General features: G+C 39.2%; 15 protein-coding genes. 8 read left to right on the top strand and 7 right to left on the bottom strand.

Annotation, left to right across the window (positions count from 1 at the left end; all coding sequences use genetic code 11):
• Nucleotides 1-142: 142 nt before the first annotated feature.
• From BMW38_RS14225 to gshA, 5 genes are all read right to left on the bottom strand, one after another.
• The gene (locus BMW38_RS14225; RefSeq protein ID WP_092709210.1) at nucleotides 143-2,500 is read right to left on the bottom strand and encodes a hypothetical protein; all 2,358 of its coding nucleotides are present in this window, start codon (nucleotides 2,498-2,500) and stop codon (nucleotides 143-145) included.
• 2 nt (nucleotides 2,501-2,502) lie between these two features.
• Nucleotides 2,503-3,117: a hypothetical protein gene (locus BMW38_RS14220; RefSeq protein ID WP_092709207.1), complete on the bottom strand. Its 615-nt coding sequence runs from the start codon at nucleotides 3,115-3,117 to the stop codon at nucleotides 2,503-2,505.
• Nucleotides 3,104-6,424 (bottom strand): type VI secretion system Vgr family protein, encoded by a 3,321-nt coding sequence (locus BMW38_RS14215; RefSeq protein WP_092709203.1) that lies wholly within the window; start codon nucleotides 6,422-6,424, stop codon nucleotides 3,104-3,106. The genes BMW38_RS14220 and BMW38_RS14215 overlap by 14 nt, the downstream gene beginning before the upstream one ends.
• 154 nt (nucleotides 6,425-6,578) lie before the next feature.
• Entirely contained in the window at nucleotides 6,579-7,103 is a 525-nt protein-coding gene (locus tag BMW38_RS14210; protein ID WP_092709200.1) for a disulfide bond formation protein B, read from the bottom strand.
• A gap of 16 nt (nucleotides 7,104-7,119) precedes the next feature.
• Nucleotides 7,120-8,697 (bottom strand): glutamate--cysteine ligase, encoded by a 1,578-nt coding sequence (gene gshA, locus BMW38_RS14205; protein WP_092709197.1) that lies wholly within the window; start codon nucleotides 8,695-8,697, stop codon nucleotides 7,120-7,122.
• Between the two features lie 168 nt (nucleotides 8,698-8,865).
• Here gshA and BMW38_RS14200 point away from each other — a divergent pair, with 168 nt between their 5' ends.
• The 5 genes from BMW38_RS14200 (at nucleotide 8,866) to BMW38_RS14180 (ending at nucleotide 14,009) form a co-directional block, all read left to right on the top strand.
• Nucleotides 8,866-9,405, top strand: coding sequence for a DUF924 family protein (locus tag BMW38_RS14200; RefSeq protein ID WP_092709194.1), 540 nt, complete (start codon nucleotides 8,866-8,868; stop codon nucleotides 9,403-9,405).
• A 59-nt stretch (nucleotides 9,406-9,464) separates the two neighbouring features.
• Nucleotides 9,465-10,028, top strand: a complete 564-nt coding sequence (locus tag BMW38_RS14195) for a CC0125/CC1285 family lipoprotein (protein WP_092709191.1) — start codon at nucleotides 9,465-9,467, stop codon at nucleotides 10,026-10,028.
• A 13-nt stretch (nucleotides 10,029-10,041) separates the two neighbouring features.
• Complete coding sequence (locus BMW38_RS14190; protein WP_003654158.1) at nucleotides 10,042-11,352, top strand: DUF445 domain-containing protein; 1,311 nt, start codon at nucleotides 10,042-10,044, stop codon at nucleotides 11,350-11,352.
• Nucleotides 11,353-11,380: 28 nt separating this feature from the next.
• Nucleotides 11,381-12,535: a pyridoxal phosphate-dependent aminotransferase gene (locus tag BMW38_RS14185; RefSeq protein WP_092709189.1), complete on the top strand. Its 1,155-nt coding sequence runs from the start codon at nucleotides 11,381-11,383 to the stop codon at nucleotides 12,533-12,535.
• Nucleotides 12,536-12,641: 106 nt separating this feature from the next.
• Nucleotides 12,642-14,009, top strand: coding sequence for an MATE family efflux transporter (locus BMW38_RS14180; RefSeq protein WP_213031170.1), 1,368 nt, complete (start codon nucleotides 12,642-12,644; stop codon nucleotides 14,007-14,009).
• Between the two features lie 57 nt (nucleotides 14,010-14,066).
• On the opposite strand, the gene BMW38_RS14175 is transcribed toward BMW38_RS14180, so the two are convergent.
• Nucleotides 14,067-14,900: an SDR family NAD(P)-dependent oxidoreductase gene (locus BMW38_RS14175; RefSeq protein ID WP_092709184.1), complete on the bottom strand. Its 834-nt coding sequence runs from the start codon at nucleotides 14,898-14,900 to the stop codon at nucleotides 14,067-14,069.
• A gap of 212 nt (nucleotides 14,901-15,112) precedes the next feature.
• On the opposite strand from BMW38_RS14175, the gene BMW38_RS14170 reads away from it, so the two are divergent.
• The 3 genes from BMW38_RS14170 (at nucleotide 15,113) to phoR (ending at nucleotide 18,117) form a co-directional block, all read left to right on the top strand.
• Nucleotides 15,113-15,784: a TetR/AcrR family transcriptional regulator gene (locus BMW38_RS14170; RefSeq protein WP_003654165.1), complete on the top strand. Its 672-nt coding sequence runs from the start codon at nucleotides 15,113-15,115 to the stop codon at nucleotides 15,782-15,784.
• A 254-nt stretch (nucleotides 15,785-16,038) separates the two neighbouring features.
• The gene (gene phoB / locus BMW38_RS14165) at nucleotides 16,039-16,749 is read left to right on the top strand and encodes a phosphate regulon transcriptional regulator PhoB (protein WP_003654166.1); all 711 of its coding nucleotides are present in this window, start codon (nucleotides 16,039-16,041) and stop codon (nucleotides 16,747-16,749) included.
• 9 nt (nucleotides 16,750-16,758) lie between these two features.
• Nucleotides 16,759-18,117 (top strand): phosphate regulon sensor histidine kinase PhoR, encoded by a 1,359-nt coding sequence (gene phoR / locus BMW38_RS14160; RefSeq protein WP_003654168.1) that lies wholly within the window; start codon nucleotides 16,759-16,761, stop codon nucleotides 18,115-18,117.
• A gap of 67 nt (nucleotides 18,118-18,184) precedes the next feature.
• Here the strand turns inward: phoR and BMW38_RS14155 are convergent, their stop codons facing one another.
• Nucleotides 18,185-19,381: an alpha/beta fold hydrolase gene (locus BMW38_RS14155; protein WP_213031169.1), complete on the bottom strand. Its 1,197-nt coding sequence runs from the start codon at nucleotides 19,379-19,381 to the stop codon at nucleotides 18,185-18,187.
• Nucleotides 19,382-19,522: the final 141 nt, after the last annotated feature.

Below are 19,522 nucleotides of genomic sequence, written 5' to 3'. Positions count from 1 at the left end.
GTATTAGCTGTATTAGCTGTATTAGCTGTATTAGCTGTATTAGCTGTATTAGCTGTATTAGCTGTATTAGCTGTATTAGCTGTATTAGCTGTATTGAAACATCCAGAAATTAATAAGACTAGTATTAATAATAAGGTATTTTTCATTGGGTTATCTCTATATGCATTGCACCTTCTCCAGGTTCATCCCCAGAAATAAAGCCACTAATGATACCATTAAGCTTAGCATCCTTACAGGCTTGCTTAAATTTTTTCCCTTGTGCATTCAAGTGACTATTAGTACCAAAACCATTACTATTTAATCCTATATCTACTACATTAACCTTGTTATATTGTTCAGTACTGACACAATGTTTGGAAACTTTTTTATTTTGTTTTTGTAATTCAATAATTTTCTCTACCATTTTACTAATGGTTTGTTCCTTCGTCATATTCTTGGCTTTACATTCATCTCTGACTTTTTTTACTTCTTCTCCCGGTGCAGTATACCTAATATTCTGACTATACATTGCGTTAGCTTGAGATTCAGCTGTTCGAATTGTGCTTGTTATATATATTTTATTCATTCCCGCTTCTTTAGCTAAAAATGCTAATATTTTTTTGGTTTTTTCAGAAACAATCTTTCGTCTCCACTCTTCATTCACTCCGCTAAATAGAACACTTACTCCTTCAACCTTAGCTACTTCTGCTTTTTGAATTTTCAAATTAATCGTTGCCATACTATTTTCAATTTTTCCATCAAAAATAATTTTCTCTTTATTGGATTCCAAAACTATAATCCTAATAGATTCATTTATTACTCCCTTATGAATTTTTTTACCTAGCCCATTTGCACCACTGACATGACTACGTTTTGTTCCTTTATACTCAACAATATAACTACCACCATTAAATAATTGATTAGTTTTAATGTCATAAGTTAAAACTGTAAATTCAACTTCTCTACTATCATTAACCACCATTTTGGGATGACCATCTTTACTTACCGCAGTGTTTTCATCTCTCTTAGGAGTAGAGTCATGAGTTTCAACTGGCTTATCAACAGGTTGCTTATGTTTTGATGAAGGAACGGGTTGTTTAGATTGAGGTATTTCTACAACTTTAGCACCTGTCTTTATATTTTTTGATGCTTGTTCTATTGCTGAAGAATCAACATCAATAATACGAAGCGATTTATTTTTATCAACTTTGATAGTTAATAAATTCCTTTCATCTCTTAATTTATAATTCAGCTCGAATCCTGGCATTGCACTAACAGTTATCTTTCCATTACCATCAGTCTTTTTTTGCTTTAGCTGATTTCTATATTTTTGAATTAAATTCAAATTTGTTATAGGTTTTTTCGTATCTTTATGTCTGAAAAGAATATTAAAAGTATGTAAATTAAGCTTTATCGTCTTTTCGCCCATACCTTCTTGTGCTGTAAAACGAATAATTTCTTGTTTTGAGTCTAGCCCACTAATTAAAAATGTAATCTCCTCGCCACTTAATGCTGTTAAGCTATTTTCAATACCATTAGCACCTACACTATGCTTCTTTTCTGCATTTTTATATTTCAGAAAATAGGAAAAATTTGGAATCACTTTATTTTCACTGTCTATGACCTTAATACTAAAATTAACATTTTTTTGCTGATCATTACTTTTACTCACTTTCGCATTTTGCTCAACACTTGCTTTATTGTCTACTTTCACAGGCTCCGATTTCTGCGAAGGAGTCGGTTGTTGGGTATGGATATCTGTTTGGGATTTGATTCCACTTATACCATTTGCAACCACCAAAACTGCGGAATGATTTTTACCATCAGCAATTAATAGTACTGGCTTTTGATTATTATCAACAACAGGTTCTCCATCAACGGTAATCCTTGCTCCCCATCCTCCTTTCACTAAAATAGATCTAATTTTTCCTTGACTATTTGTCAATAAATTACTAAGAGTTGGCACTACTTTTGTTTTTTTGTAACCGATATCTACTCTAGAGTTAGCTAATGGGTGAGTACTTTTATCTACAAATTGCAAGTAAAACCGTGAAGTACCTTTGTATCTATGCCAACTCATATCATCATTTTCAGTACCTTTTATTTCAACTTTTTCCGTTTCAGAGTTTACAAATGCTGGTGGATACTTATAAATTTTCGGCTTATCTTTATGTAGTTGTGCTTGTGCTTGTGGGCTCCAATATAGCACGATGCCATTTGTAAAATCCTCTTCTTGTCTATTATAAATTGGTGACACCAAATCAATAATATGCTGAGTAGATTTAGAAATTTTATTAGATTTCATTTCCAATCTAACTTGCCGAACAGCATCAGTTTCATCTGTTAAAGCATCAAAATCATTTTTTAAATATCCCATTATACTTGTGTGTTGAGCCCATTCACCAAAACCTATTCTGTTCATTATACAATGTGCAACGGCTCTCTTTGAAATGTCTCCACAAATACCCGCTTCGCCTTTTATAGTTGCGATAAAATCAATAAATTCTTCAGAATAACTCATCGTTATTCTCCACATGGATTAGCTATTTTTTTATTAGCTAATACGGTTGATTCATTATTTGCTATTAAATTTAAACTACCATCAGGTGAAAAAGAACTCATCTTTTTGAAATAACTATAATAATCAAATCTTTCTATCAATCCATTAAATTCTTTAGTTTTTAAATTGACAATCTTTCTAGCCTTATTTGTAAACAATTTTCTTGCATAAATGACTTTCTTTTCACTATCACTTTCAATCAAACAATTATTCTTATTATCAATGGCAATAAATTCGTCTGTGGAATCCTCTTTATTTTGACTATAGAAAAGCGTAACTGAACATGGAGACCCACAAGATGTTTTTACTTTATATAAGTTTTGATTTATTTTTGAAATATTTAAAAGTTTGACACCTTTTATAACTATTTCATTCTGAGCATTTACAGTTCTCACAATGTCACAACTAGAATTATATTCATCCTTACATTTCGCCGAAACTACAAAAGTATCGTCATTTGCGTAAAGATTAAAACTAAAAATAATTGTGCTCAATAAAAAAATTGATATAAAAGTCTTTTTCATATTGAATCTCGAAACTTGCGTTGTTTTTCGTTTAAATATTTCAATCATGTTCATGCTCTTCTCCACACCCACAGCCATCAATCTCTTCACCGTCTAGTGATTCAGCTTCCTGTTCAGAAATTAACTCTTTAATCTCTGTTAAATAAGCTCCAGGTACTAAAGCCAGTTCTACATTATCAACAGAATCGCTGTAAACTCTCGCGCTACTTGCTTGATCAAACTCATATACTGCTTCGATTTTCTTAGAGTGATTAATCAATTTATATTTCATATTTTTTAATATTTTAGTATCAAATATCTCACTTAAATCAAATCTCATACTATACATCCCTGTTGCTGGCATTTTCGGCAACTCAGCATTTACTGTTGCCCCACCCGTAAACAAATGCTGCCCAGCTTTACTTTCAAACTTACCGCCTGTTGTTGAAAATACGCCATCCGCATTAATTTTGAGCTGCGACCCACCCGCTGTTAATACGATTTCTTTTGGGCTCGTAAGTTCGATTTTATCTTCAGTAGAAATGAGCTTAATGACCTTCTTGGCAATGGCTTCAATAGCATCATCTTGCGCTTGTAGCTCGAGCTTTCCTTTTGCTGCATAAGCCCGAAAACCCTTTTGTGCAGCAAACAAACTGATTTTTTCTTGTGCATGCCCAATAATATTTTTCTGCGCACTCAAATTAATTGAACCGCTGGCACTTTCAGCAATATCTTGCGAAGCTTGCAAAATAATATTTTCAGGTGTTGTTAGAGCAATGCCATTTGGCGATGCTAATAACATCAGAGCTTGTCTAAAGATTTTGCCTTGTTCTTGCTGTTTCACATCCGAACTACTTTCTAAACCTTGGGTATAACCCTCCATAAAGCCTTGTAAAGAACCCAATGCTTTAGAAGGTGTCACTTCCAATTTACTGCCTTTACTAAAAGTTCCACATACACTCATCAAGTCAAAATCTTTAGTCTCGACATTCCCTAAGACTTTGCTGACCTCTTTAAGACTTTCAAATGGATTTTGATGAATTCGATCTTTAATGCTTGCGAGTTTACCTTTAACAATGTCAGCGCCATGTTCTTCAACATTTTCAATAAAGGCTTTTAAATTCTCTACAGCATCTTTAGCATCGCTAAAGAAAGTATTAAATTCATCTACAACTCCTTTTGCATCGCCACCTAGTGCACCAATGTCTTGAATAAAACCACCACAATCTTTTAATGCATGAATAGGATCGTTATTAATCCCTTCTTTAAATAGATTTACCGTACTATTTAATGCCTGCCCCGTGGTTTTCAATTCAAGTGATTGGATGAATTTGGGTAACCGGTTAATCACGTTCAAAGCATCAGTTTGTTGCTTGGCTGCAACTTCACTGAGCATTTTCATGCTTTCATAGCCTTGTGAAAGTAAGGATTGAGCTTGTGCAGCTTCTAAATGATCTGCAATTGCCTGCTCTTGTGCATAGGTACTGATGAGCATGCCTTTGCCCGCACGCACAGCTCCCCACGCATCGGTTCTCAGCTCAAAGCCTTCACCACGACCCTGACTGGTTGCTTGTTCTTTAGGATGGCTTAAGTTACCTAAGTTCAGTTGCGTCGCTGCATGACTACTTTGTAGTTGGGTACTGATTTGCCCTGTTGTGTCATCAAATCGTAATTGGTTAAACCCACTGCCACTAACTTCCTGACTACGAATACCGCTGAGTTTTTTAGTATCAGGAAGCTGTCCTTTCACATCAAACTTGGTTGGTGAACGCTGCGCTTCATGGATTCGTCCCGTCACAAATGGACGATCGATATTGCCATCAAAGAAGTCAATGACCACTACTTCACCAATACGCGGTAAGAAGCGTGCTCCATAGCCTTCACCCGCCCACGGAGTCAGTACATCGACCCAAGCCGAGTCGGTATCATTGTCATTGCTGCCTGCCCCACCATCATGGCCATGATCATCACTACGGGTAAACAGAAAACGTACCTTAATACGCCCCCATTCATCAACATGAATGGTTTCTCCCTCTGGCCCCACGACTTTCGCTCTTTGTGGGTAGGCAATTGGTCGATGTTGTTCTGGATTATATTCAGGTGCAGTTTTAATTTGACGGCGTATTAAGGTCAGCTCATTACCTTGACGCTCAATATCTTCATAACCATGTTTATCCCAACGACTTTGGGTTAACAACTGGCTAACTTGCTGATGCAAATCTTTTGGTAAATTGTTTTGGTTGTAGAAATTTTTAGCGATAATCAGGAACTCTTGATCAACCCCTTCATGCTGATCAATTTCAGGATGCTCTCGAAGATTAAACCAATAGCCAACTTGGCTATCTCTGACACTGCTATAAGCCTTAAAGTATTTAGCCTGACTCGCATACATGTCATTAAACTGCTGATTCAATTTCTCTAGCTGATTACTAGTTGAAGCAGTAGCTTGATCCTCACCTTTTAAATCTTGCATCCAAGCTGGACTCATGTGCCATGCTTGCTCAAGGCTTAAACTCGCCGAATCAAAGTTATCTGAATGTGTATGGGTAGTGATGACGGAACCAGCGCCTTCTTCTTGTGCTAAGGCATCGGGCTGCCAGCGTTGCACATGTACCGCAGTCGGTTGCAAACTCCGCACCGCAACAAAACCTGTAATGCTATCTTGATATTCTGTTGCACTACTTCTGTGATAGCGAATGCTACGACGTGCTAAAGCTTGGTACTGGCTATTATCATCAATTAATCTAAGCTTTTGGGCCTGTACCGGAGCAGTAAAATGAGGAACAAAAAGCTCTGATTCATCAATTAACCAACTGACACCTTCACTTCGCCATAAACGCGTAAGAAAGTCATAGTCGGATTCATTATGCTGCATGATAAATGGACGAGTATCATAACTCTGGCTTAACCCACTCAGGTCTAGGCTTAAACTTGTCGCAAAAAGTGGACTTTTTTCTTGCCATTCTTTGAATAGAACTTCCGTGACTTCTACGATACTTTTATTCATAAAAACACGACTATTACGGCGTTTGTGCCATAAATTTGTCGCGTCTTTTAAGGTCAATTTATAAAGCGTTAAAGCGCCATCACTTTGGCCATAGCTGGCTTTAGTCACAATTCCTGTAGTTCGAAATAATAGTCCAGAATCTGTAACCTGATCAACAGCCACCTGAACGCCTATAAACTGCTTCAATGCAATTTGGGCACTCGTCGAAAGGCAAATTAACTCAGCTTCAATTCCCCCATTTAGCTGATGTTGGCCTTCTATACGTTGTAAAAAAACTTGGTGATTGAGCAATTCATTAGAAAATTGCACGTGGATCGCACGTTTCTGTGCACTTAATCCTATTTTTTCCAAAACATTAAAGATATTAAAAAACATTTTTTATAATCATAAGGATATAAAACGGCTGCACTTTATAAAAAACAGACCTATCTGTCTATATCATTATGCTTTTTTTTAATTCATTTTTTTATATTTTGATTAATTCTAAAACAATAAAAAAAGCCCAACATTATGTTGGGCTTTTTTTAATCTATTTAAACTCTTTTTTAGCAGTCTTAAACACTGGGTAGAAGCGGAACAATTGCCATAAACATACGAGTAATAGCAAAATGAAATAGACCAATGACCAAACTGGTAAAGACTGGCCTAAAAAGGTCCAGTCAATTGCTGCACATTCACCTGAACCTGACAATACTTCTTGCAAAACTGTTTTCATTGGTAAGGCATCAACTAAATAGTTTAAGCCCGGACCACAGCTTGGTACTTGATCAGGTGGTAAATGTTGTAGCCAGACATGACGCCCTGCTACACCCACTGACCATAAAATTGCGATGCCAGCCAAAAATGCGTAAAAGCGTTTAACCGCTTTAGAAACAGGGTTATGCAAAAATGCAATCAGTGCCACAAGGCCCATTGCCATTAAGCCAACACGTTGAAAAATACAGAGCGGACATGGCTCTAAACCTTTTACATGTTCCAGATACAACGCAAAAGACATGCCGACAATACTTGCTAAAACAAGTAGTCCACTCACCAAACGGTAACTTAATCGCATGTAAAACCTCATTTTATTATCGATATTGTTCAAGATATTGGTCAAAACTGACCTGAGTATCTTGCTCAAGTTGTTCTTGCTGCTGTAAAGATTGTGCAGCCAATTGCTCAAAATGTTTCAAGGTTTCCACACTAAGCTCATGCTCCTCATAACTTTCAGCATGTAACTGGGCCATGTGGCTACCAAAACTCCAAGTTCCACCATGCTTTAACGTATCGTCAATCACATGGGCTGACAAAGTTTCATCAACTTCATCAATTCGTGCTTGCATGATCGCTAATGCAGAACCATACAGTTCTGTTGCATAGGTCTGATCGAGTAACTGCGCACAATCTTGCATTTGAGCAATATACAAACGTGCCCAATCTTCGATGTGATAAGACCCGTTTAAATCTGTAATGGTTGCATTCGGCGCTCGGCCACGATTCACCACTTCAGTCTGGTTCTTTTCAATCAAATCTTGCTCAGGGCCTAACAGCTCTGGGCTATCACTTAACAAGCAATAAAGTGCTAACACTTCAAGGAAGCCAGCTGTCGTTTCATCAACGCCAATTGACGAATATGGGTTTACATCAACAGCACGTAGTTCAACATAACCCACTCCTCGATTTTTCAAGGCTTGAGACGGCGTTTCACCTGCTTGAGGCACCTGTTTTGGACGTACGAGACTGTAATATTCATTCTCGATCTGCAAAACATGATCATTAATTTGCAACGGCTCACCAGCGGCATCATTTAACCCTAAACGGCTAAATGGTGGGTAAGGAGAATGAACGGCTTTTTGTAAACCATCCAAATAGCCACATAAATTGTTGTAATGAATACCTAAGCTTTTTTGGGCTGAGTTTTGATAGCCCAATCGCCCCATACGTAAAGCTGTAGCATACGGTAAATAGTATGAACCTTTGATTAAAGGCAACAACTGATGTTTATGTCCGGTCAAGAAACAACGACATACCGTTGGACTGGCACCTACCAAGAACATAACCAGTGGTGTTAAACGGATAAAGTTACGAATAAGACCAAAATAACGATGGCTACGATAATCCTGCAAACTTAATGATTTTAATTGTTCGTCAGTTTCGTGAGCTTGCAACTCAGCAAAAAGCGTATCTGGAAAAGATAAATTGTAATGCACACCTGAAATCGTCTGCATACGACGACCATAACGAATTCCTAACCCACGACGGTATAGTGTTTTAAAGCGACCAATATTAGAAGTGCCATACTGCGCTAGACGAATCCGTTCTTCATTGTCATCTAACATACATGGCATAGATAGCGGCCAAAGTTTTTCACCATTTTCTAAATGACGATGCACAATTGCATGAATATCTGTGAGCTCATGTAAAGCTTCACCAATGGTTGGCTTTGGAGAAGTAATAAACTCCATCAATGCTTCTGAATAATCAGTCGTAATTTGCGGATGTGTTAAAGCCGAACCTAATGCTTTTGGATGTAACTCTTGCGATAAGAACCCATTACTTTGCATACGTAGGCTTTCACGCTCTATTCCACGTAACATGCCTTGTAGTAGCGACGAATCCACCCAAGCAGGAATAACTGATTGAGATGGTGTAGTGGGTTGACTCATGCATTTGCTCGCTTATTAAAGATCACTATATACAAAATCGTGAGATGATACGGCTATTTATATAATCACATCATTCCAGTTTGGCAATTTTTATCACAATCTTGTTATTTAAGACACGAAAGAATTGTGATTTTATTGAAGAATAATTGCTAAAGAGTTGTCAATATCATGAACGATCAAGACATTTTAAACTTCTGGTTTTCACCTGAACACCGTTCACTTTGGTTTGCAAAAAGTGATGATTTTGACAAAAAAATTTGTGGAAATTTTTCTGACGTTCATCGACAGGCAACTCAAGCAGAACTCTGGTCTTGGCGAAAAACGGCTGAAGGCCGTCTGGCAGAGATTATTGTACTAGACCAGTTTTCTCGCAACATTTATCGTGATCAACCACAATCTTTTGCTTACGACAGCCTTGCTTTAGCTTTAGCACAAGAAACAATTAGCTTGCAATTAGATGCACAGCTTAATCCAGAGCAACGCTCTTTTTTATATATGCCGTTTATGCATAGTGAATCAAAATTGATCCATGAGTTTGCCTTGAAACTATTTCAACGCCTCGGCAATGAAATTAATTTAAGCTTTGAGAAAAAGCATAAAGTGATTATCGATCGCTTTGGTCGTTATCCTCATCGCAATGCCATTCTTGGACGTGTCTCCACTCCAGAGGAAACCGAATTTTTATTAGAACCGAACAGTAGTTTTTAAAACTTCTTAATTTTTAACGCTGAGTCATTTATTTTTTAATGCTTAGCTGGGAGTTCATCATGAAATATCTCTCTTTTTGTTTAGCCTTAGGCACTGCCTTAACTTTAACTGCTTGTGCAACGACTCCAAACAAACCAAGAACCTTTGATCAGCTTGGTCAGTTTTCAGCATATCCTTTAAATGCCCAAACTTTTCGGATTAGTTTTCAAGCCGACCCGAATATGAGCTATGGTGCAGCTGAAGAAATCACTTTGGTAAAATCAGCACAAACGACAGTACAAAAAGGCTTCCGCTTTTTTAAAGTGCAAAATGATCCAAGTAATCAAAGTCAGAAACCGCCACGTCAAGCTGTGGTTTACCCATCTGCTCCAAGTTTTTACCCATATGGTTACGGTCGTCGTTACCCTGGTTTCTGGCATGATCCGTTCTATGATTACCCACAAGTGGTCAATATCGATCCTGTTCAAGTGTCGTATACTATTGAATGTTATCGGGATCAGAAGCAGGCTCCTCAGGATGCTTTTGATGCAACCTTGATCTTGAAATCAATCGGACAAAAATATGGATTGAGTCCGACAGGAGAGCTGTTGCCCCCGCCTGAGCCTCCAGTAAAACAAAAATGAATAGGATAAATTTATGAACATGGCAGAAGAAGTCCACCACGTGCCCAGTCTTAAACGTAGCAAATATTTTGCCACTCTAGCGCTTATTATTGTCGTTGTGCTGTGGGTTGCACTGATGGTAGCCGACCGTTTTCTGCCAGAGTACACAGGTTTTATTCATATTTTGATGTTAGGGGCTGAAGCCGGCGTGGTAGGTGGTTTAGCCGACTGGTACGCGATTACAGTTCTATTTCGGAACCCTTTTGGTAAGTTACCGATTCCTAAATTTTTAAGGGACCACACCGAGATTATTCCACGAAACAAAGCACGCATTGCAGAGTCAATGGGCCGTTTTGTACAGGAAAATTTTCTTTCGCCTCAAGTTGTAGAACGAAGCTTAGAAAAAACTGACTTAAGCCTCGCAATTGGTCAATGGCTAGCAAGTCCACAAAACAATACGCAAGTGGTACAGCTTATTCAGCAAACCGTTCCGAAAATTTTTGAGTTTGTTAGCCAAGATCAAATTGCCAATTTTGTGCAAAACAATAGTGTGCAGTGGGTGCGTAATACCGAAGTCAATAAACTCGCAAGTGAAATGCTCCGCGCGGTATTGGAAAATGACTTCCATCAAGACGTTTTACAGCGTGGACTCGATATCGCCCATGAGTGGGTGGTACAAAACCCAGATAAAACCCGTGAATTGACCCGAAAGATGTTTAAAGCGCTTGGTGTCTGGTCACTTGCAAAAGGCGCAAGCTGGATTGGTATTGATGTTCAACAACGCACCATCGACTCACTCGTTGAAAAAGTAGAATCGATGCTAGCAGACCATGAACACCCATGGCGACAAGAAATTGAAACCATTGCCCACTCGCTCATGCTAGAGCTGGCAAAACCAGACAGTGCTGCTAGCCAACGCCTAAATAGCGGTAAAGATGCTCTTTTAGACAGCCCTCAAGTCCTAAATTTTATCAGTGGTGCCGTCACCATTTTGTGTGATGCCATTAAAGAAGATTTAATGAAAAAAGACTCAGGTATTGCAATGAACCTTCGGGCTGCTATTCAGCAACTAGGTGAAAATCTTGTTCAAAATGCCAAAGTACGTGAAGTGTTGAACAAAGAAATGACAGGCCTTGCGCTGACTTTTACAGATCAATATAGCCATAAAATCATCCGCTATGTCAGCGAACGCATTCATGAATGGGATTCGCGCGAAATGATTGGAAAAATTGAAAACGAAGTCGGTGGCGACTTACATATGATCCGTGTGAACGGCGTTGTAGTCGGGGCATTTATTGGTTTAACACTCGGTGTAATTCGGGCAGTGATTGAATCAATTTTATAACTTTAAATATTTTTAATAAGAGAACAATATGCTACAGCTTCAGTCAAAATTGGCCACTCAAGGCGTGACTATTTTTAGCACCATGACGGCAATGGCACATCGACTAGGTGCACTCAACCTGTCACAAGGTTTTCCAGATTTTCCGGCACCACAGGCCTTACTGGAAGCCTTATCTCAGGCGACTTTGGCTGGGCATAATCAATACCCACCTGGCGATGGTATTCTCGCTTTACGTGAACAGCTTGCTTTACAATTTCACCAACGCGACCAACTTCAACTTGATCCTGTCACTCAAATTACCATTACGCCCGGCGCAACCATTGCAATTTTTTGTGCCATACAGGCATGCATTAATGCGGGTGATGAGGTCATTATTTTTGATCCAAGTTACGACAGCTACGGCCCATCCGTGCAGTTAGCAGGTGGTAAAGCCATTCACATCGCTCTTGAAGCACCCGATTTTAAGGTGAACTGGCAACAGGTTAAAGATCTGATTAACGATAAAACTCGAATGATTGTGGTGAATACTCCCCATAATCCAACAGGCACAATCTGGGATAAACAGGACTGGTTAGAACTCATTGCACTGATTCAAGATAAAAATATTGTGATTTTATCTGATGAGGTCTATGAACACTTGGTCTTTGATGGTCAACAACACTTCAGCGCATTGCATTTTCCAGAGCTCAGAGAGCGTAGTTTTGTGATTGGTTCTTTTGGAAAAACCTTTCATGTAACAGGCTGGAAAACAGGCTACTGTGTCGCTTCACCTGAATTAATGCGTTTATTCCGCCAAATTTACCAATATGCGAATTTCTGTGGCACGACACCTTGTCAGATTGCTCTAGCGCAATATATGGAGCAACATCCAGAACATATTCAAGAGCTTCCACAGTTTTACCAAACTAAGCGAGATCGTTTTAATCAGGCGATTCACCATAGCCGTTTCTTGCTAAAACCGTCTCAAGGTACTTATTTCCAAAATCTCGATTACAGTCAAATTAGACCCGACTTAAACGATGTTGAAATGTGCCAGTTTCTAGCAGAACAACATAAGATTGTGGCTATCCCAGTTTCGGTTTTCTACAAGCAAGCGCCGGAGTCTTTGCGTTTGATTCGTTTCTGCTTTGCTAAAAATGATGAGACATTGCAAAAAGCAGGAGAAATTCTGAATCAATGTTAATAAATTTAGCCACTTAGCATAGTAAAAACACTACAAGCCATTTGCTCTAACTATGCTAAGTTGGATATCTGCCCCGCTCATCAAAGAGATGGGCGATGGAGAATGCATGCCACCAAGACAGTCTTTAATTCATCAGCAAAATCTATGGAAAACATTTTTTGTTTTCTTGCTACCCCTGATTGCAACCAATATTTTGCAGAACTTGTCCGGAACGATTAACACCATCTTTGTTGGTCAAATGATGGGGGTAGATGCGATTGCTGCCGTCTCTGTTTTTTTCCCTATTTTATTTTTGCTACTCGCTTTTATTATCGGCATTTCAACAGGTACGACTGTTTTAGTAGGGCAAGCATGGGGCGCGCAAAATATTGAAAAAGTCCAAAGTGTGGTGGGTTCCACCCTCTTTATGACACTGATTGGTGGAGTAATTACCGCGATCATTGGTGTGTGTTTTGCCCATGATATTTTAGAACTATTAGGCACTGACCCCAAGGTAATGCATCTTGCTTTGCCTTATGTGCAGTGGATGCTGGCAGGCAGCCCGCTTCTTTTTGTTTATATTATCTATACTTCAATTTTACGTGGTGTAGGCGACAGTACCACGCCTTTACTTGCCCTTGCTTTAACTAGCGTTATTGGTTTGGTGATTACCCCGATATTGCTTAAAGGTTATTTTGGCTTACCAGCTCTGGGAATTATTGCTCCAGCAATTGCAACGATCACGGGTTATGTGGCTATTTTGATTTTTCTTGCCATCTACTTAAACAGGAAAAAGCATCCACTTCGGCCGAATCGTCAGCTTCTGCAACATATCCGTCATAATCCAGAACTGAGCAAAATCATTTTGCGCTTAGGCGTCCCAACAGGCATTCAAATGATTACGACCTCAATGGCTGGCTTGGTTATTGTTGGGTTGGTTAACCATTATGGTTCACATGCTACAGCAGCATATGGTGCGGTAAATCAGGTGCTCAATTACATTCAGTTCCCTGCAATCTCTATTTCAATTGCGGCTTCAATTTTTGCAGCCCAAGCAATTGGTGCAGGTAAATCTGACTTGTTGTCTCGTGTGACTCGTACTGCCCTAGGCATGAACTTTTTATTTACGGGTACCTTAATTGCACTTGGCTATCTATTTTCAAAATATCTCATGGCTCTGTTCATTACCGACCCAACCGTGGTGGTATTGGGCCAGCAACTTTTATTTATTGTGCTTTGGGCAATTTTATTCTTTGGTGCGGGTGCCATTTTTGCATCGATCATGCGTGCCAGCGGTACCGTGACTGTCCCAATGCTTATAAATATTTCTGCCATTTTGTTTATTGAGATTCCATGTGCTTACTGGTTTAGCTCAATGTGGGGGCTTAAAGGGATCTGGGTTGCTTATGCCTTGGCATTTGTCAGTTTATGTATTATTCAAGGGCTCTATTACCAATTCATCTGGAAGAAAAAGAAGATCAAAGTTCTTATTTAGAACCAATCAATTCTTATAAAAAAAGCCATCAATTGATGGCTTTTTTTGACTTTAAAATTATTTCATTAACTTGGTCACAATGGTAGAAGCACGTTGATATCCAGTCGGGAATAAACGCTGGAATGCATCAAGAATTTTTGCATCACTACCAATCAATAAACGACGTTTATCTTTTAAGACTGCTTGTAAAATTTGACGAGCCGCCTCTTCAGGTGGAGTACGTAATAACTTGTCAAAATTTTGAATCGATTTAGTCGGGTCCATACCCAAACTATTCAAGCTATCACTCATTTTTGCAGATTTAGCAATATTGGTGCGGATTCCACCTGGGTGCACGCACAAAGAGCTTACGCCACTTTTTTCAATATCTAACTCTTGACGCAATGACTCGGTAAAACCACGCACAGCAAATTTAGTCGCGTTATAGCCAGATTGAGTTGGTTGAGCTGTTAAACCGAATAGGCTTGAAATATTAATAATATGGCCATCTTGAGTTTGCTTAATGAACGGTAAGAACTCTTTCGTTCCGTACACTACACCCCAGAAGTTAATCCCAACGATCCACTCTAAATCTTCGTAGGTCGCCCCTTCAACAGTTGAACCTAGGGCTACACCAGCATTGTTAAAAATCAGGTTAACTGACCCATGATCTTGAACAGTTTCTTGGGCCCACTGCTTTACCGCTTCACGGTCAGAAACATCAAGCTTTTTGGTCGTCACAGTAATCGTGCTATACGGTTTTAAAAGCTCAACGGTTTGCTCTAATCCCTTCTCATTAATATCACTCAACGAAAGATGGCAGCCCTGTTTTGCCAAAAGAATTGCGAGTTGTTGCCCAATGCCAGAACCTGCGCCCGTAATTGCAGCGACTTTGTTTTTAAAATTTTTCATTGTCCATCCTTTGTTTTTCGATATTTGCACAATCGGTTCATTGCATGTGCAGCTTAGACATCTTTAATATAATTTTGACAATATCCATTGTCAATATAGTACACTGTAATTTCAGATAGAATGGCACAATTCTGCTGAGGGCTTTATCATAGTAAGTATATTTGGCCAAAACCTATAAATTAGGAAACCATTCTTTAGGAAACAATTTATTTATGGCGACAAACGACTCAACCAGTAAAAAGAAAACAAAAACTGTGAGTAAAGAACGTCAGTTCAAAGGGTTATCTCTATCTGAACGTAAAGAGGCACGCCGAGAAAAACTGATTGAAGCTGGTATCGCGACCTACGGAACACTCGGTTTTTTTTCCGTGACGGTTAAGGATGTCTGCCAAGAGGCAAAACTCACAGAACGCTATTTCTATGAATCATTTAAGAAGAGTGAAGATTTATTTCAAACCATCTTTTTAAAAATGATTGAAGAATTACAGCAAAACCTGATGCAAGCCGTCATTAAAGCGACACCAGATCCAGAAAAAATGGTCGATGCTGGGTTAAGGGCACTGCTGACGACATTAAAAGACGACCCAAGATTAGCTCGCATTGTCTATGTTGACGCAGTTCTGGTACAAGAATTACATAATCAGGCCACCATTCAAGAAACGCTCGCACAGTTTGATCGAATGATTCAGGCCTTTGTTATGTTGACCATGCCGCAAATCCAACACAACGAAAATGAGCTCTCTTTAATCGCGACAGGCTTAAATGGATATGTCACTCAAATTGCGATTCGATGGGTCATGGGAGGCTTTGAGCAGTCTCTTGAACAGGTTTTAACCGCATGCCGTATTGTTTTCTTATCTTTATTGGCCAAGGTTTCAAAATAATATTAAAGTTTTTTGACACTCTAAAATGTGCGAAACCAGTTAAGCTTTGAAGATGATAACTCATTGAATGGTTTTAAGAATATTTAAGCTTTCATGTCATCATTCGGTCACACCTTTGCCTTACTTTTGTCACAAATTATTGCTAAATTCAATTTTATAGACTTTTCTGCAATGAAATTGTCATAATTAATCTTTGTAATAAGCCTGTCATAACTACAAAACGGTTCACCGTTAAATCTATAGGATATTGCGCTGTGAAAGATGACTATATTTTAATTGTCGATGATGAGCTTCCTATTCGTGAAATGATCCATACTTCTTTGGACATGGCAGGCTTTCAATGTTTGCAGGCAGAAGATGCCAAACAAGCTCATCAAATTATCGTCGACCAACGTCCGGCGCTTATCTTGCTCGATTGGATGTTACCTGGAGGCGTAAGTGGTGTCGATTTATGTCGCCGCTTAAAACGTGATGAGAACTTAGCAGAAATTCCAGTAATTATGCTTACCGCTCGCGGAGAAGAAGACCACAAAGTACAAGGTCTGGATGCTGGCGCAGATGATTACATGACGAAGCCTTTCTCAACACGTGAACTGGTTTCACGTATTAAAGCGGTTCTGCGTCGTGCAAATGCATTAAGTGGCGAAAAAATGATTGACGCCAATGGTTTAATTCTTGATCCTGTAAGCCAACGTGTAAGCTTTGGCGACAGCATTTTAGATATGGGCCCAACTGAATATCGCTTACTTGCGTTTTTTATGACCCATCCAGAGCGTGCATATACACGTGCCCAGTTGCTCGATCAGGTGTGGGGCGGTAATGTATACATCGAAGATCGAACTATCGATGTGCACATCCGTCGTTTGCGTAAAGTTTTAGAACCTTTTGGTGTTGACCGATTTGTTCAGACCGTACGTGGAACTGGCTACCGCTTCTCAACACGTGCAGATTTAGCCGCAGGTTAACCAAGATTTATGTATGAACCCTACCCCGTCCCCGAACAGGTACGTGAACAAAAGCTTTCCCGCTACAGTAGTTTATGGACGTTTGCTAAACAAGATTTACGGCTTTTATTATTTTTTATAATTATTGCCGGTTTAGTCGGTTTAGGCCTTGGGTATTTCTGGAGCTGTATTTTTATCGCCTTTGTGGTGTTTTTTACACTCCAGTTGCGTTCGCTTTATCTGGTCAATGACTGGATTGCAAATAAACCTTATGACGTTCCTCCAAACCTAAATGGGATTTGGGGAGCGTTATTGTTTAATGTTTACCGTGCCCAGCGTCAGGAACGAATCGTTCAAGCAGAAATGGTCGGTTTAATTGATCGCGCTCAGTCTTCTTTAGTTGCACTTGCCGAAGCAGTTGTCCTCATTGATGATCAACATAAAATTGAATGGTGGAACCCTGCTGCTGAACGTTTGTTGGGTATCAGCCCTCTCGACCGTGGTCGAAATTTATTAACGATTTTACGCCAGCCGACCTTTATTGAATATTTTAACAATATTGATCAAGCACCCGACGGTATTAAACTACAGTCGAGTTTTGACGATGACCGATATGTGCAGGTCAAGCTCACACGATTTGGTGGAGAAAGCCGTTTATTGGTGGCTTACGACGTTACTCGTATGCACAACCTTGAGCAAATGCGTAAAGACTTTGTAGATAATATTTCTCATGAACTTCGTACACCATTAACTGTACTGAGTGGTTATATCGAGACATTTACCGATCAAGAAGATATTAGTCCACGCTGGAAACGTGCGTTTGATCAGATGCAGTCACAAACCAAACGTATGAATGCTTTGGTGAATGATTTACTGCTGTTATCGAATTTAGAAAATAATAAGAAAATTGCAAAAAATCAGATTATTGAAATGCCGAGTTTAATGAATCAACTCTTTGATGATGCTCAGGCCTACAATGCCGATTATGGCCATACACTCAATTTACATATTGATAGTCACTGTGACCTGATTGGTTCTGACATGGAAATCGCCAGCGCGTTTAGTAACTTAATTACCAATGCCATCAAATACACGCCAAAAGGTGGAACGATTACTATTGGCTGGCATGATGATGGTGAACATGCCTACTTTAGCGTACAAGACACAGGTATCGGGATTAACCCTAAACATTTGCCACGACTGACTGAACGCTTCTATCGTGTTGACAGCGACCGTAGTCGTCAAACAGGCGGTACAGGTTTAGGTTTGGCCATTGTGAAGCATGTATTGATGCAACATGGCGCTTATTTAGATGTCCAGTCTAAAGAAAATGAAGGTTCAACTTTTACAGTGGTTTTTCCTAAAGAAAGACTATATAACATGGCTTAAAGTTATCTCCCTTCAAATATAAAAAGCCGACTCATGAAAAGTCGGCTTTTTTAGCATTTAAACCAATTTACTTAGAAGTCGAGCAATAGAACTTACTTTGGTTTTTCTCTATTACATTTAAAAAGTTAGTAGCAAAAGTATTGCTCTGGCGTAGTGCATCACGATGATCTCCGCCATCAATCGTTTGATATATCGTTGGTTTTTTTAATTTACATAGCTGTTGATAATAGGCATATGTCCCTCTCGGATCGACTAAATGATCTTTAGAACCCTGAACAATCATTAACGGTACGGTAGGCACCATATTTTCAATCGACTGTTGTTTTAGATAAGCCAAGAGAGGTTTTAAATCAGCGTCAGGTCGAAATATGCTAGACGGAGATTTCTTTAAATCAGTTTGAAGTTCAGATAAACAGCGGCTGTGCGCTTGAGTCAGCACCGCGTTCATTTCTGGACTGACTAAATTCTCAGGAACTATACTCGGCTCTGCTGCTTGTGCTCCTAATAGCACAATCGGGAAGAAAGCAGCTACGCTAGGTTCTGGGTTTGGATGACTCTGCACATATTCTGCAATACCTTCATATTGATAGCCACCCGGAGCAAGCGCTATCGCGCCTTTTAAATCTAGTTCAGGTGCATCTTTTTGACCATAGGCAGACACTGCAATTGCCGCAGCTCCGCCTTGGCTATGCCCCATCACCAACCACTGTTTATTAAAGCTCTTGGGTTTAAGTAGATGTAATGCACGCACTGCATCGACCACCGTATGCAATTGGCTCTTTGCATTCATATAGGGATGCGCGCCTAATGTACCTAAACCCTGATAATCAGGTGCGACAACTGCATAGCCACGTGCAAGCCAACTATCTAAGGCTTTTGAGGCAACTTCTTGATATGAATGAACTGGCCCACCCACATAATCACCCGAAGGCGCACAAGTATCGGCGACTCCAGTCGTACCATGTGCCCAAGCGAGTATAGGCCAGCCATTTTTTGGAGGGGTGCCTTTGGGTAATAAAATAAAAGCCGATGCAACAATAGGTTCGCCCTGAATACCTCGACTACGATAATTTACCAACAAGCGCTGATCTGCATGAGGAAATAAATCCGTCACAGCTTGCTGTTCTAGCGACAATATTGAACCCGGTTTTTCGCTCACAATTTGCTTATTCAAATCTGTAATTGGAGCAGCCATAGCAGCACCAGTCACTAAACAAGCACTGCTAAATAAAATTTTAAAAAAAGAATTACTTTTTCTAATCAAGGGATTACTCCTCTATTATTTACATTATATCTATCTAAATCATCAATTTATAAAATCTAAACTACCATAAAACTATCTATATTTATATTCAATTCAAACTCAATTACATTTATATATAACCACTTAAAATTTAATTAAAAT

It is taken from the genome of Acinetobacter sp. yr461, assembly GCF_900110445.1.
Lineage (GTDB): Bacteria > Pseudomonadota > Gammaproteobacteria > Pseudomonadales > Moraxellaceae > Acinetobacter > Acinetobacter calcoaceticus.
This window is presented reverse-complemented; position numbering and strand designations above follow the sequence as displayed.

Bases quoted from the DNA above. Each gene is read 5' to 3' on its own strand.
- BMW38_RS14225 (WP_092709210.1), bottom strand. From the start codon at position 2,500: ATGAGTTATTCTGAAGAATTTATTGATTTTATCGCAACTATAAAAGGC.
- BMW38_RS14220 (WP_092709207.1), bottom strand. From the start codon at position 3,117: ATGAACATGATTGAAATATTTAAACGAAAAACAACGCAAGTTTCGAGA.
- BMW38_RS14215 (WP_092709203.1), bottom strand. From the start codon at position 6,424: ATGTTTTTTAATATCTTTAATGTTTTGGAAAAAATAGGATTAAGTGCA.
- BMW38_RS14210 (WP_092709200.1), bottom strand. From the start codon at position 7,103: ATGCGATTAAGTTACCGTTTGGTGAGTGGACTACTTGTTTTAGCAAGT.
- gshA (WP_092709197.1), bottom strand. From the start codon at position 8,697: ATGAGTCAACCCACTACACCATCTCAATCAGTTATTCCTGCTTGGGTG.
- BMW38_RS14200 (WP_092709194.1), top strand. From the start codon at position 8,866: ATGAACGATCAAGACATTTTAAACTTCTGGTTTTCACCTGAACACCGT.
- BMW38_RS14195 (WP_092709191.1), top strand. From the start codon at position 9,465: ATGAAATATCTCTCTTTTTGTTTAGCCTTAGGCACTGCCTTAACTTTA.
- BMW38_RS14190 (WP_003654158.1), top strand. From the start codon at position 10,042: ATGAACATGGCAGAAGAAGTCCACCACGTGCCCAGTCTTAAACGTAGC.
- BMW38_RS14185 (WP_092709189.1), top strand. From the start codon at position 11,381: ATGCTACAGCTTCAGTCAAAATTGGCCACTCAAGGCGTGACTATTTTT.
- BMW38_RS14180 (WP_213031170.1), top strand. From the start codon at position 12,642: ATGCCACCAAGACAGTCTTTAATTCATCAGCAAAATCTATGGAAAACA.
- BMW38_RS14175 (WP_092709184.1), bottom strand. From the start codon at position 14,900: ATGAAAAATTTTAAAAACAAAGTCGCTGCAATTACGGGCGCAGGTTCT.
- BMW38_RS14170 (WP_003654165.1), top strand. From the start codon at position 15,113: ATGGCGACAAACGACTCAACCAGTAAAAAGAAAACAAAAACTGTGAGT.
- phoR (WP_003654168.1), top strand. From the start codon at position 16,759: ATGTATGAACCCTACCCCGTCCCCGAACAGGTACGTGAACAAAAGCTT.